This window comes from Nocardia sp. NBC_01503, from assembly GCF_036327755.1.
Taxonomy (GTDB): Bacteria; Actinomycetota; Actinomycetes; order Mycobacteriales; family Mycobacteriaceae; genus Nocardia.
The window spans coordinates 2,064,077-2,077,759 of sequence record NZ_CP109596.1 but is presented as its reverse complement, the minus strand read 5'-3'; the positions used below and the strand labels follow the sequence as shown (position 1 = coordinate 2,077,759).

Genomic DNA, 13,683 nt, shown 5'->3' with positions numbered 1-13,683 from the left:
TACAAGCCATTTCGCTAATCGTCCGCGCGTACCCGGGACTCGTACGCCTTGCGCGCGGCCGAATCCACATCATCCAGGAACGCGCTCTGCGCGCCGAGCGCCCGCCCGAGAGCATCGCCGAGGGCCTCCGGCAGCAAACCCACCACCTGCGCGATGATGCCCGCCACCGCGGTGACCCGCACCTTCGACTTGGGCGCCACGATCAGCTTGGTGATGGCGTCCGCGATCTCCTCCGGCTCGGCCGGGCGCAGCAGCTTGGGCGTGGTGACCCCGGACCCCAGTTCGGTTTTGGTGAGCGTCGGCAGCACCGACGAGAACCGCACCCCGGTGCCCCGGTACTCCTCACGCAGCGTATCGGTGAACCCGAGCACCGCGTGCTTGCTGGCGTTATAGGTGGCCAGACCCGGAATGTGGGACTCCCCGGCCAGCGACGCGATATTGATGACGTGGCCCTTACCGCGCGGCAGCATACGCGCCACCGCCAGCTTGGAGCCCAGGATCACCCCGTACACATTGATATCCAGGATTCGCCGGGTGATCGCGTCCGGTTCGTCCACCAGTCGCCCGGTGGGCATGATCCCGGCATTGTTGATGAGCACATCGATCGGCCCGAGCCGCCGCTCCACATCATCGAGGAAGGCCGTGAACGACTCCTGATCGGTGACATCGAGCTTGCCGTACAGCTCGAAACCCCGTGCGGCACCGGACTCTTTACAACTCGCCTCGTCGATATCGCCGATGGCGATCTGCGCGCCGAGCGCCTGCAGCGCGGTCGCGGTGGCCAGTCCGATACCGCGCGCACCGCCGGTGATCACCACGACTTTGCCCGCGATGGAACCGAAGTCGGTCATTACTTGGTCCCCTTGACGGTGTCGAAGACGGCCTGCACGCTCAACCGGCGCAGTCCGCGCGCACCCGCGGCCCGCATGGCCGCCAGCGAGAACGCCAGCTTGGTCGGCGAATACGGGAACCACAGCAGTTCTTTGGTCTGCGTCGGCAGCAGCGGTTTGGTGATGGCCTGCTGACGGCAGTACTTGCGCACGCCATTCGCGCCGCCCCAGCGCGCACCGACACCGGAGAGTCCCCAGCCACCCATGGGCAGCGCGAAGCTGAACATATTGGAGAACACGTCGTTGATATTCACCGCGCCCGCATTCAGCTGGCGCGCAATGCGTTCCGCGCGATCCTTGTCACCGCTCCACACCGAGGCGGAGAGTCCGAAGATCGAATCATTGGCCAGCCGAATGGCTTCGGCCTCATCGGCGACCTTCATGACCGGGATGGTGGGACCGAAGGTCTCCTCGGTCATACAGCTCATGGTGTGGTCGACATCGGCGAGCACGGTCGGCTCGAAGAGGGTGCCGACACCGGTGCGCTTACCGCCGGTGAGCAGGCGCGCACCCGCCTTGACGGCATCCTCGACATGGCGCTGCACAATGCCCGCCTGTGCCTCGTTGGCCAGTGCGCCCATGTCGTACTTGGGTTCCCGGCCGTCGACGCCCTGACGGACCTCCTTGACCGCGGCGGTCAGCTTCGTCAGGAACTCGTCGTATACGGGGGCTTCCACGTAGACGCGCTCCACCGAGATGCACACCTGTCCGGCATTGAACAGGCCACCGAAGGCGATACCGTGCGCGGCGCGATCCAGATCCGCGTCGGCGAGCACGATGGCCGGATCCTTACCGCCCAGCTCCAGGCTGTACGGAATCATCCGCTCGGTGCAGGCGGCGGCGATCTTACGACCGGTCGGCGTGGAGCCGGTGAACTGCACGTAATCGACATTGCCGACCACGGCCGCACCCGTCGCACCCGCGCCGGTCACGATATCGAGCACCGGCGGCGCGCCGATCTCCCGCCAGCCGCGCACCAGTGCGACCGCCGAAAGCGGGGTCACCTCGGAGGGTTTCAGGATTACCGCGGCACCCGCGGCCAGCGCCGGAATGACGTCGATGACCGGCATGGCCAGCGGGAAATTCCATGGCGTGATGACGCCGACCACCGGATACGGCCGGAACACCCGGGTCAGCGACTTCACCCGCGCCAGCGGGCTGTGCGGTGACGGATGCTCGTCCGCCAGGAACTTCCCGGCGCGGCGCGCGTAGTAGCCGGTCAGATCGATGGAGAAGGCCGGATCGATGAGCGCGTCGATACGCGACTTACCGGTCTCGGACTGCAGGATGTCGGCGAGCTCATCGGTGTGGTCGACCAGCCAGTCCTGGAGTTTGAGCAGCCACTCCTTGCGACCGTCCGGGCCGATGGCCTCCCATTCGGGCTGATGCAGGCGCAATTCGGCCACCTTGCCCGCCACCGTCTCGGCCGAATCGATCGGCACCGTGCCCGCGAGTTCACCGGTGGCGGGATTGCGCACCTCGAGCTCGGTCGGATCCGGCTGTGCGGCAATCGGTTCCGGCTCGACCGCCGGTTTCGGTGCCGCCTTCTTGGCCGTGCCATTGGCGGCGGCCTTACGAGGTGCGGTTTTGCGGGCGGGGCCCGCGGCGGGTTCGGTATTGGTCACGATGTGCTCTCCCACGTGCGCTGCATTGCGAACCGGTTCGGCTCAGAGCTGTGTGCCACAGCTCACTGAACTATGATCGTGACACAATTTCGCCGGGACATTCTTGGCACCTGGGCTCAAGGATTCCGAATGGTTTTGTACTTTGGAACCAAATATGGAGGTTCGCCCATGCCCATTGTCGAGACCGATCCGGTCATCCGGCAGTGGATCGCCGATTTCGTCGCCGAGAACCTGCGCCCGGAGAACCTGGAGCAGATCCTCACCCGGCTCGACAACGCCGTCATCGCCCGAATCCCCGAACTCCGCGACCGGGATATGCGCCGCGATCTCGGCGCCAGCACCCGCGCGCACGCCTTCGAGGTGCTCAGCGGCCTCACCCAGGACCGTTTCGACTATCCGGTCCCCGAACAGGCGCATGCCTTCGCCCGCACCATCGCCCGCCGCGGGCACGATATCCGCCTGCTGCTGCGCGTCTACCACGTGGGGCAGGAGGCGCTGCTCGACTACATGACCGAGATCGTCGGTCAGGGACAACTGCCCCGCGAAATCGAAAGATCGGTGCTGCTACGGCTTTTCGACCGCTCCACACGCTGGATCAGCACCTCGGTCGAAACCCTCACCGACACCTATATGCGGGAGCGCGAGAGCGGACTGCGCGCCGCCCTCAACCAGCGCGCCGAGATCGTGCGCGCCCTGCTCGACGGCGGCGACCTCGATATCGAACAGGCGTCCGCCCGGCTCGGCTACCGGCTCGCACAACGCCATCTGGCGTTCGTGCTGTGGACCGACGAGGACAGCGCGCCCGCGCACGCCGAGGGCGCGGACGACAGCACCGGACTGCTCGAACGCGTCGCCATCCGCTGCGCCAACGCCCTCGGCAATGGCAGCGTGCTGACCGTCCCCTCCGGGGCGGCGGCGCTCTGGGCGTGGATCGGCCTGGACGAGGATCTCCCGGACCCCGCACGGGCAGCCTGGCCGGTCGAGGAGGCCGTTCGGGTGGCGGCCGGAATACCCGCCGCACAGGTCGCCGGATTCCGCGGCGGACATCGCGAGGCCATCGCCGCCCGGCAGGTCGCCGAACGCGCCCGGCCCGCTCTGGGCGCCGTCGTGCACTATCGCGATGTCGAGGTGGCCTATCTGGCCGGAGCCGACGAGACCGCCATGCGGGCGCTCATCGACCGGGAATTGGGCGCGCTCGCCGCACCCGATGCGCAATCCGCGCGTCTGCGGGAAACCCTGCACGCCTACCTGCGCGCCAACCGCAGTCCGGACGCGGCGGCGAAAACCCTTGGCGTGCACAAGAACACCGTGCGATACCGTATTCAGCGCATAGCGGAACTACTCGGGCACTCCATCGACCAGCGCGCCCCGCGCCTGGAAATAGCGCTGGACTGCGTGGCGGTATACGGCGTGCGCGCCTAGCTGGCGTCTTCGTCCCGAGCCGCGGCCTCACGGGCGGCGATGCGCCGCAACGGCGGTTCACTCTGCGGCGGCACCCGGCGATCCGGCAGCTCCGCGAGCAACTGAGTGGTGGCGGCCGCGATGGCCTCCACCGCCTTGTCCACGGCCGGTTTCGTGGCCGTGGTCAAACCCGAGACGCCGCTGACCTTGCGGACGAATTGCTGCGCTGCCGCGTAGATTTCCTGGTCCGTCGCGGCCGGCTCCAGCCCGCGCAGGATGGTGATATTTCTACACATGCCCGAGAGAGTAGTGCCGGAATTACTCCCGTGACAGGTCGAGAACAATACAGACCGAAACGAAGGCGATTATCAATCCTCATCCCGCTCCCACCCGCCCGCCCCGACGCCAATCCCCATCACAAGTCCCGCCCCAAGGTTCGCGGCCGTCCCGGTTCTGGACTGAGTGGAGCGGGGGAGCGCAGCGGAGGAGCGGAGGGAGGGAAGAACCGGGACTTCAGGGCCGCGAACCCGCCCGCAGCGAAGCGGAGGGCAGAAAACACAGTCGCGAACCCGCCCGCAGCGAAGCGAAGGGCAGAAGACACAGAGCGAAGCGGGAGCAAATAAAACTGCGATGAGACAGAATCGAGGTATGCCAGCCCGCGACGTGCCCACGCTGACGACCTTCCCCTACCCGGAGCTCGACCAGCGCGAGGACGACCACTGGTCCGGCGCGCAGGTCACCGACGACGAACTCCGCGCCCTGTCGCTGGGGGGTTTCTACTCCGCCCGATGGGATGCCTTCCACGATGCCCTGCTGCTCGGACCCGAGCGCGAGCATCCACTCGGCGACCGCCGCGAACTCGCCATCGACACCTTGACCGGAGCCTGGGGAATCACCGACGGCACCGAGGCCATGGCATCCATGGAGCAACTGCTCGAGGGGATGCACTCACCGCTCTACGCGCTCGTACATCCACTTGTCATGGCGGGTATCAACTCGCCCGAACGCGACCGCTTCGGCGAACGCGCCGATCGGCACCGCGCCTTCCTGCGTCAGGTCGGCTCGTTCCGCGGTATGGAGAATCCCGAAGCCCTCGTTCGCGATTACGACATCTGGTCCCAGGCGATCAAACTCGGCCTCACCGAACACCTGGTGCGCCCATTGCCCACCGATATCCAGGCGTGGGATCTGGCGCGCGTGGTCGCGGTCAGCCGGATGGCCTATACCGCCGGATATCTGGAGGCCGAGGTCGCATGGGACTACCTCATGCGCGCCCTGCCGCTGGCGCAGCGCAAATACCGCAATTGGCGGCAATTCGGTGATGCTTACCTGGCGGGCTGGACCTACTGGCAGGCGTGTGAGGACCTCGCCGAACTCAAGTCCGGCGGTGTGGACCGGCGCATGGAGCTGCTGCGCCTCTGGATGCGCCCGACCAGCCCCTGGCGGCGCATCGAACTCCAGCCGGAAGAACAGCCCGAACCGCCGGAGGAGTAGAAAACGACTCTGACCCGCCACGCGGCGGGTCAGAACCCCTGCCCCACTGGGGTTTCGGGGCCTCGATCAATCGGGCAGTGAGCGCAGAATGCCGCGGCCGTAGCGTTGGAATTGGGCGTCGTCCACCATTGCGAGGGAATGCCGTTCCACCAGCAATTCCCACTCCGAGTAGAGCTTGTGCACGCCCGGATCGGCGGGACCGGCTGCCCCGTCGGCGGATTCGCGTTGAATCGCGAAATTCAATGCGCCGGTGACCCTTTCGGTATCGGCGCGATCGGTCCCGGTGAAATGCCAGGACAGATTCCCGTCGTTCACCTCGACCCCGTATTCGCCCGGTGCGCTCCCGGAGTCCGAGGAGTCGTCGGTGGTGCGCGCCCACAACAGCGCGGCGATGGGTAGCTCATGCGCGAAACGCTTACTCGTGCCGAGTGAGACGAAGATCAGCCGTTTGGTGCTGATCGCGAGCAGTCCGGCCCCTTTCGCGGCGGGCGGCTGCGCGTTGACGAGCGCGGATTCGAGCACGTACTCGTCGGCGGTGACGTAGCGGTGCAGCGCCGAGATGGCCGGTTTGGCATCACGTTTGGGGACCATACGGCGCACCGCGCGATCCACATCGGCGCGCGTCGGCCCGGATCGACCCCAGGACGGGGTGGGCGGGGTCAGGTCGGGCGCGGCCACATCCAGGCGCTGGGTGCCCAGGATCTGATTGTTGATCCGCTCGACGATGACGGTCGCGGCCGGCACATCGTGTTCGGCGATGAGCACCGGCAGGGGGGTGCGGTCGGCGGGTACGCCGGTGAGCACGGGGGTGGGATAGCGCAGGTAGATCTCGATCACAACGGCGTCATCCGCGCGCCGGTTCAGCCGCACCTTGAGCAGTTCGGCAACCGGTACGTCGAGCACGCGCTCGCCGTCCGTTCCCGGCCGCAGCACCGTCAGTCGCCCGTTGCCGTGCCGCACAATCGCTGTGGGTGTCCGTAGCTCGACTATGTCCATACCCCCTGCGCTCTGTTGTGTCGTCGCTCAGGACGGGACGACCATGCCATCATTGTGACCACTCGGTCCGACACCAACGGGTAGATCGTCCCGACGTGTTGCCGCAGATGATCGGGGAACCACCCGCGTTCTTCAGTCGTTCAGCTGTAGAACCGCATTAGCTGCCGAACTGCGCGATGTAACGACTCGACCCTACGGGGTAACGTGGCATGTCCGCATCCGTTCGCCGGAACGGGCGCGCCACAAAGCATCGCAGGCAAACCGGATACACCCCCCGGAAAGGACTGGCCGCCGGCCGACGCTCTATGAACCGCAAGACTGTGTTCCGCAACCTGGCCATAGTCGCGGGCTTTCTGCTCGTGATCTATCTGGTCAGCATCTTCAGTGATGACACGCGCGGCTGGCAGAAGGTCGACACGTCGGTGGCGCTCTCCCAGCTGCAAAACAAAGACAATGTCGACAACGTTCAGATCGACGACAAAGAACAGCAGCTGCGCATCACGCTGAAGAACGGCAATGATGCGACCGACGGCTCGAAGAAGATCATCGCCAAATATCCCGGTGGCGGTGAGATCTCCCAGCAGGTGTTCCAGGCCGCGCAGAATTCCGGCGCGAAGGTCAACACCTCGGTGAAACAGGATTCCTGGCTGAGTCAGATCCTGCTCTTCATGCTGCCCATGGTGATTCTGCTGGGCCTGTTCATCTTCGTGATGTCACGCATGCAGGGCGGCGGCCGCGGCGGCATGATGGGCTTCGGCAAGTCCAAGGCCAAACAGCTGTCGAAGGATATGCCCAAGACCACCTTCGCCGATGTGGCGGGCGCGGACGAGGCCGTCGAAGAGCTATACGAGATCAAGGACTTCCTGCAGAACCCGGCCCGCTATCAGGCCCTGGGCGCGAAGATCCCCAAGGGCGTACTGCTGTACGGCCCGCCCGGTACCGGTAAGACGCTGCTGGCCCGCGCGGTCGCGGGTGAGGCGGGCGTCCCGTTCTTCACCATCTCGGGTTCGGACTTCGTCGAGATGTTCGTCGGTGTCGGCGCCTCGCGCGTGCGTGACCTGTTCGATCAGGCCAAGCAGAACAGCCCCTGCATCATCTTCGTCGACGAGATCGACGCGGTCGGCCGCCAGCGCGGCGCCGGCCTCGGCGGTGGCCACGACGAGCGTGAGCAGACGCTGAACCAGTTGCTGGTGGAGATGGACGGCTTCGGTGAGCGCACCGGCGTCATCATCATCGCGGCCACCAACCGCCCCGACATCCTGGATCCGGCGCTGCTGCGCCCGGGCCGTTTCGACCGGCAGATCCCGGTGAGCAATCCGGACCTGGCGGGTCGCCGCGAGATCCTGCGCGTGCATTCGCAGGGCAAGCCGATCGCCACCGATGCCGACCTCGAGGGACTGGCCAAGCGCACCGTCGGCATGTCCGGCGCGGACCTGGCCAATGTGATCAACGAGGCCGCCCTGCTCACCGCGCGTGAACACGGCAATGTGATCACCGGTGCGTCCCTGGAGGAGTCGGTCGATCGCGTGATCGGCGGCCCGCGCCGCAAATCCCGCATCATCAGCGAGCACGAGAAGAAGATCACCGCCTACCACGAGGCCGGGCACACCCTGGCCGCGTGGGCGATGCCCGATATCGAGCCCGTCTACAAGGTCACCATCCTGGCCCGCGGCCGCACCGGCGGTCACGCCATGACGGTGCCCGAGGACGACAAGGGTCTGATGACCCGCTCGGAGATGATCGCCCGCCTGGTGATGGCCATGGGTGGTCGCGCGGCCGAGGAGCTGGTCTTCCACGAGCCGACCACCGGCGCCTCCTCCGATATCGACCAGGCCACCAAGATCGCCCGCGCCATGGTCACCGAATACGGCATGAGCGCTCGCCTGGGCGCGGTCCGCTACGGCCAGGAGCAGGGCGACCCGTTCCTGGGCCGCTCGATGGGCACCGCCTCGGATTATTCGCACGAGGTCGCCCGCGAGATCGACGAGGAGGTGCGCAATCTCATCGAGGCCGCGCACACCGAGGCGTGGGCCGTGCTCAACGATTACCGCGATGAGCTGGACGCCCTGGCGACAGCGCTGCTCGAGCGCGAGACCCTGCATCGCAAGGATCTCGAGGTCGTGCTCGCCACCATCGAAAAGCGGCCGCGCATTACGGCTTTCAATGATTTCGGTGGTCGCACCCCGTCCGATCGCCCGCCGGTGAAGACCCCGCGCGAGCTGGCCACCGAGCGTGGCGAGCCGTGGCCGGAGGAGCCGGTGCGCCCGATCGTTCCGGTCGGCCAGCCCGCCAATGGCGGTGGCTATCCGGCGGATCCGGCCTACCCGGGTGGGCAGCCGCAGTACGGCGGTTATCCGGCCGCGCCCGCACCGGCCGGTTATCCGCTGCCGAATACCGGTAGCTACCCCCGGCACGGCGGTACGCACGGTTCGCGTCCGGATTACGGCGCTCCGGCGGGTTGGTCCGCGCCGGGCTGGCCGCCGCAGGAGGACGAGCAGCAGCCGCCGCAGCAGCAGCGACAGGCTTACGGGGGCTGGGCGCCCGCGGGTGGCCAGCGCTACCAGCCGGGTCAGAGCCAGCCGGGATATCCGCAGCCGGATTATCAGGCTCCGCAGTCCCCGGGCAACCAGCCCGCCGGGAATGAGGACGATGACAACAATGGTTGGGACGGACCGAACGGTCGTCGCTGACCGGGACCCGGATACGCTCATGAGGTTCGTGGTCCAGCTCCGGCGGGGCCGCGAACGAGCGCCGTTGTAGACGGCGCGCCAGCACACAGTTCGCGACTCCACTCGGGTCGGTCTCGACCCGAGGGCGGGGACGGGCCGGTCCAGCCGGCGGCCGCGGACCTGCCGTCCCTCGCGGGTGCGGCATATCAACACAGGAGGTGTCGATTGTCGGCCAACAACCGTGTCGTCTCCGGCCCGATCGCGCTCGGCACCGGACGGCCGTTCGATCAGGAGCGGGCCGAGGCCGCCGTTCGCGAATTGCTGCTCGCGGTCGGTGAGGATCCGGATCGTCCCGGTCTCGCCGATACCCCGGCGCGGGTCGCCAGGGCCTACCGGGAAATGTTCGCCGGGTTGTACAGCGAGCCGGAGCAGGTGCTCAACACCACCTTCGACGAGGGGCATCAGGAGCTGGTGCTGGTTCGCGACATTCCCATGTACTCCACCTGTGAGCATCATCTGGTGGCATTCCACGGTGTCGCGCATGTCGGCTACATTCCGGGTCCGCACGGCCGGGTGACCGGCCTGTCGAAGCTGGCCCGCCTGGTGGATCTGTACGCCAAGCGCCCGCAGGTGCAGGAGCGCCTCACCAGTCAGATCGCCGACGCGCTCATGCGCAAGTTGGATCCGCGTGGCGCGATCGTGGTGGTGGAGGCCGAGCACCTGTGCATGGCGATGCGCGGTATTCGCAAGCCCGGCGCCAGCACCACCACCTCGGCGGTGCGCGGGCTACTGCAGACCAACGCGGCCTCGCGCTCCGAGGCCCTGGACCTCATCCTCCGGAAGTGAGCTGTGCTTAATTTGCCCTCCGCTTCGCTGCGGGCGAGTTCGCGGGCAGGCGCGGGGAGGCGGATGCCGTGGGAGTCTCGGTTCTTCCCTCCCTCCGCTCCTCCGCTGCGCTCCTCCGCTCCACTCAGTCCAGAACCGAGACGGGCCGCGAACTTGCTGCGCGGGAGTCGGGAGTCGTTGTGACAACACGCCTTTTGATGCCGCGTGGGGGGCGCTCCTGCGTGGTTATGGGCGTGGTGAACGTCACCGCGGACTCCTTCTCCGATGGCGGCAGGTACCTGGATGTGGCCGCCGCCGTCGCGCACGGCTGGCATCTCTATGAGCAGGGCGCGGATATCGTCGACGTGGGCGGTGAATCCACCCGCCCCGGTGCACATCGCGTCGATGCCGAGACCGAGGCCGCACGGGTGGTTCCGGTGATTCGGGAACTGCTCGCCATGGGCGTGCCGACCAGTGTCGACACCATGCGCGCGGTGGTGGCCGAGGCCGCCATCGAGGCCGGGGTGTCGGTGGTCAATGACGTCTCCGGTGGTCGCGCCGATGCCGATATGGCGAAAGTCGTTGCCGCGGCCGGTGTTCCGTGGATTCTCATGCATTGGCGCGCCGGTGCGAACTATGCGCACACCGGTGCCGCCGATCATTATTCGGATGTGGTCGCCGAGGTGCGCTCCGAGCTGCGCGATCAGGTCGATATGGCCGTGGCCGCCGGTGTCGATCCGGGCAAACTGGTGCTCGATCCCGGGCTGGGCTTCGCCAAGAACGCCGACCACAATTGGGAATTGCTCGCCGCGCTACCGGAGTTCGTGGCGACCGGGCTGCCGATTCTGATCGGGGCCTCCCGCAAGCGTTTCCTCGGTTCGCTGCTGGCCGATGCCGATACCCCGCGCCCGCCCGCCGGTCGCGAGACCGCGACCGCCACCATCTCCGCCCTGACCGCCGAGCACGGCGGCTGGGGTGTGCGCGTACACGATGTGCGCGCATCGCTGGATGCCATCGCGGTCACCGAGGCGTGGCGCGATGCCCGGCGAGCCCACGGCGGCGGGGCCGTCGACAGATGGACTTGGACACAGGGAGAACAGCTTTGAGCACCGACCGCATCGAACTGCGCGGCCTGCGCGTCTTCGGCCATCATGGCGTCTTCGACTACGAGAAGCGGGACGGTCAGGATTTCGTGGTGGATCTGACGGTGTGGACGGACTTCTCGGCCGCCGCGAAGTCCGACGATATCGCCGACACCATCCACTACGGTGAGCTCGCCGATCTGGCGGTGCGCATCGTCTCGGGGGAATCGCGCGATCTGGTCGAGACGGTGGTGTCGGAGTTGGCCGACGCGGTGATGGCCGATACTCGAATTCGTGAGGTCGAGGTGGTGCTGCACAAGCCTTCCGCGCCGATTCCGCATACCTTCGAGGACGTCCGGGTGGTCACGTCCCGCCGACGCGAGGCACAGGAGGCGTAGCGGTGAGCCGGGTAGTGCTGTCGATCGGATCGAACCTGGGAGATCGGCTGGCGCACCTGCGCGGTGTGATCGAGGCACTGCGCCCGCGCCTGCTCGCGGTCTCCTCGGTGTACTCCACACCGCCGTGGGGTGGTGTGCCGCAACAGGATTACCTCAACGCGGTGCTGGTGGCGCAGGATCCGGAGCTGGAGCCGTCGGATTGGCTGCGGTTGGGTCAGGAGCTGGAGCAAGCCGCCGATCGGGTGCGTGCGGTGCGCTGGGGCGCACGGACTCTCGATGTGGATATCGTCTGGGCCGGACAGCGTCGCCGCGACGGTGAGGTGCCGTGCCGCAGCGCCGATCCGGTGCTGACGCTGCCGCATCCGCAGGCGCACAACCGGGCCTTCGTACTGGTGCCGTGGCTGGAGGTGGAGCCCGAGGCCGTGCTGGAGGTGACCGCCGGTGCGCCGCGATCACTCCGGGAGTTGCTGGCGGCATTGGACGCCACCGAGATCGAGGGCGTGCGCCGCACCGATTTCGCGCTGGGATGGCCGGTGTGAAGCCGACTCGCATTCTCGATCTCTGCGCGAATGTGGCCCTGGCGGCCCTGGTCGCCTGGCTCGCCACCAATGTCGCCTATTCGAGCTTTCCGCCCATCACCGTCTTCTCCGGGGCCTCGCTGCTGCCGGTGGCGGTGCTGGAGGTGGTGCTGGCGTTCGTGATTCGGGCGCGGGTGGAGGACCGGGGGATCGGGGACGGTCCGCGGCAGTTGCATCCGATCACGGCCGCGCGGGCGGTGGCGCTGGCCAAGGCGTCGGCGCAGGTGGGCTCGCTGGTGGGGGGTATCTGGCTGGGCTTCCTGATCTGGCTGCTGCCGCAGCGCGGGGATATGCGGGCGGCGGCCTCGGATACGCCGGGTGCGGTGGTCGGGTTGGTGGCCGGGCTGCTGCTGGTGGCCGCGGCGCTGTGGCTGGAATTTTGCTGTCGGGCGCCGATCGATCCGCCCGATGAAGCGGCTACCTCTTAGCAAATATAAAGTCGATCGGCATTGGCGAGGTTGAAGCCGGAGTGTCCGGTTCAAGCTATGTTGGTGGCTATGGTTTCACCCTCCCGGAGCAGTGCTTCCCGTCGACGACGAGAAGACGCGGGAAAATTCTTCACCGGTCTGCTGCTTCTCCTCGGCCTGGTTGCCAGTGTTTTCCTGGTCTTCAGCGATAACGTCCACATGATTCGGGTGGGCCTGGTCGCGGCCCTCTGGGCGGCCGCCATCGGCGCCCTGGCCGCGACGCGTTATCGCAGGGAGTCGGCCACGGACAAGGCGAAAGTGGGTGACCTGCAAAAGGTCTACCAACTGCAGCTCGAGCGTGAGGTTGCTGCCCGCCGCGAATATGAGCTCGGCGTCGAGACGCGAGTGCGTAAAGAGGTCGGCGCGGACGCCGAGGAAATGGCCGCATTGCGTGCCGAACTCACGGTGCTGCGGGAGAGCCTGCAGCGCCTCTTCGACGGCGATCTGCCCGGTGAGCGGCCCGCACTGCGCGCCGATGCGGTCCGAGTGCAGGAATTGCCGGCCAGCAACGGCAATTCCGCGAATGGGTCGGCGAACGGTAACTGGGAGGACACCGACTCCTGGGATCCGTGGTCCACGCCCGTCGAACCGATCGAGCAGGATCTCGGCAGTCGCATCACGCCGGTCTTCGATGCCGACCATCCCGAGCCCCCGGCCTTCGCCAGTCCCTTCGATGATCCGGTGACCGCGGAGACCTCCATCGTCACCGAGAGCATCGACCGGTTGCGGGTACCGCATCATCCGGCCGATCGTTCGCGCGAGTACGAACCGCCGCACGATTTCGAGCACCTGCGCCCGTTCGAGGCCGACTTCGCGACCGAAAACGGTGCACCGCAGGATGATTCCCGCGACGATGTGGATGCCGCGCGGGCCGCCGCCGATGCCCTGCGTTCCGGTTCGGGCACCGCGGCGCAGCCGATACCGCGCCTGGGTGATGCGGCGCGGACCAAGCGCACCGAACCGCTCACCGGTCTGGAGCGCGAAGAGCTGCAGCAGGTTCCGTGGTTCGAGACCGATCTGCGCCCGGCGGGCAATGCGCCCAAGGCCGCGACGGCCGAGGACGCCGCCTCGGGTGAGGCGGCCGCGAATCCGCGGCTCGCTCCGCCGATCGCGCCCGCCCAGCCCATGGGTACGGCCAGCTCACGGCGTCGCCGCCGCTCCGACGAGGATGCCGGTGACGACTCCACTCGTCGCCTGTCGGTCGCGGAGATCATGGCGAATCTGCGTTCCGAGGGTGGGCGGTAGGACCCTGTAAGAC

The 13,683-nt window shown here is 67.2% G+C and carries 13 protein-coding genes; 9 read left to right on the top strand and 4 right to left on the bottom strand.

From position 1 onward, the window contains the following. Positions 1-14: 14 nt before the first annotated feature. Complete coding sequence (locus tag OHB26_RS09335; protein ID WP_330183798.1) at positions 15-851, bottom strand: SDR family oxidoreductase; 837 nt, start codon at positions 849-851, stop codon at positions 15-17. After that, a complete protein-coding gene (locus OHB26_RS09330) occupies positions 851-2,515 on the bottom strand; it encodes an aldehyde dehydrogenase family protein (RefSeq protein ID WP_442942886.1) in 1,665 nt (554 codons plus the stop codon). The genes OHB26_RS09335 and OHB26_RS09330 overlap by 1 nt, the downstream gene beginning before the upstream one ends. 168 nt (positions 2,516-2,683) lie before the next feature. Between OHB26_RS09330 and OHB26_RS09325 the strand changes: the two genes are divergently transcribed. Further along, positions 2,684-3,937 (top strand): PucR family transcriptional regulator, encoded by a 1,254-nt coding sequence (locus OHB26_RS09325; RefSeq protein ID WP_330183797.1) that lies wholly within the window; start codon positions 2,684-2,686, stop codon positions 3,935-3,937. Here OHB26_RS09325 and OHB26_RS09320 read toward each other — a convergent pair. Next, positions 3,934-4,212 carry a DUF2277 domain-containing protein gene (locus OHB26_RS09320; RefSeq protein WP_330183796.1) on the bottom strand — a complete coding sequence of 93 codons (279 nt, stop codon included), beginning with the start codon at positions 4,210-4,212 and terminating at the stop codon, positions 3,934-3,936. The genes OHB26_RS09325 and OHB26_RS09320 overlap by 4 nt on opposite strands. 352 nt (positions 4,213-4,564) lie before the next feature. On the opposite strand from OHB26_RS09320, the gene OHB26_RS09315 reads away from it, so the two are divergent. Continuing rightward, positions 4,565-5,410: a DUF1266 domain-containing protein gene (locus tag OHB26_RS09315; protein ID WP_330183795.1), complete on the top strand. Its 846-nt coding sequence runs from the start codon at positions 4,565-4,567 to the stop codon at positions 5,408-5,410. Between the two features lie 66 nt (positions 5,411-5,476). Here the strand turns inward: OHB26_RS09315 and OHB26_RS09310 are convergent, their stop codons facing one another. Beyond that, positions 5,477-6,406, bottom strand: coding sequence for a hypothetical protein (locus OHB26_RS09310; RefSeq protein ID WP_330183794.1), 930 nt, complete (start codon positions 6,404-6,406; stop codon positions 5,477-5,479). Positions 6,407-6,711: 305 nt separating this feature from the next. Here OHB26_RS09310 and ftsH point away from each other — a divergent pair, with 305 nt between their 5' ends. From ftsH to OHB26_RS09275, 7 genes are all read left to right on the top strand, one after another. After that, complete coding sequence (gene ftsH, locus OHB26_RS09305) at positions 6,712-9,096, top strand: ATP-dependent zinc metalloprotease FtsH (RefSeq protein ID WP_330183793.1); 2,385 nt, start codon at positions 6,712-6,714, stop codon at positions 9,094-9,096. A gap of 204 nt (positions 9,097-9,300) precedes the next feature. Then, positions 9,301-9,921, top strand: coding sequence for a GTP cyclohydrolase I FolE (folE, locus tag OHB26_RS09300; protein WP_330183792.1), 621 nt, complete (start codon positions 9,301-9,303; stop codon positions 9,919-9,921). A 197-nt stretch (positions 9,922-10,118) separates the two neighbouring features. Further along, the gene (gene folP / locus OHB26_RS09295; RefSeq protein WP_442942992.1) at positions 10,119-11,006 is read left to right on the top strand and encodes a dihydropteroate synthase; all 888 of its coding nucleotides are present in this window, start codon (positions 10,119-10,121) and stop codon (positions 11,004-11,006) included. Further along, a complete protein-coding gene (folB, locus tag OHB26_RS09290; protein WP_442942885.1) occupies positions 10,976-11,380 on the top strand; it encodes a dihydroneopterin aldolase in 405 nt (134 codons plus the stop codon). The genes folP and folB overlap by 31 nt, the downstream gene beginning before the upstream one ends. Positions 11,381-11,382: 2 nt before the next feature. Beyond that, positions 11,383-11,919 (top strand): 2-amino-4-hydroxy-6-hydroxymethyldihydropteridine diphosphokinase, encoded by a 537-nt coding sequence (folK, locus tag OHB26_RS09285; RefSeq protein ID WP_330183790.1) that lies wholly within the window; start codon positions 11,383-11,385, stop codon positions 11,917-11,919. Beyond that, positions 11,907-12,386: a DUF3180 domain-containing protein gene (locus OHB26_RS09280; protein WP_330183789.1), complete on the top strand. Its 480-nt coding sequence runs from the start codon at positions 11,907-11,909 to the stop codon at positions 12,384-12,386. Before folK ends, OHB26_RS09280 begins: the two co-directional genes overlap by 13 nt. Before the next feature lie 69 nt (positions 12,387-12,455). Beyond that, positions 12,456-13,670, top strand: coding sequence for a DUF6779 domain-containing protein (locus OHB26_RS09275; RefSeq protein ID WP_330183788.1), 1,215 nt, complete (start codon positions 12,456-12,458; stop codon positions 13,668-13,670). The last annotated feature ends 13 nt before the right edge of the window (positions 13,671-13,683 follow it).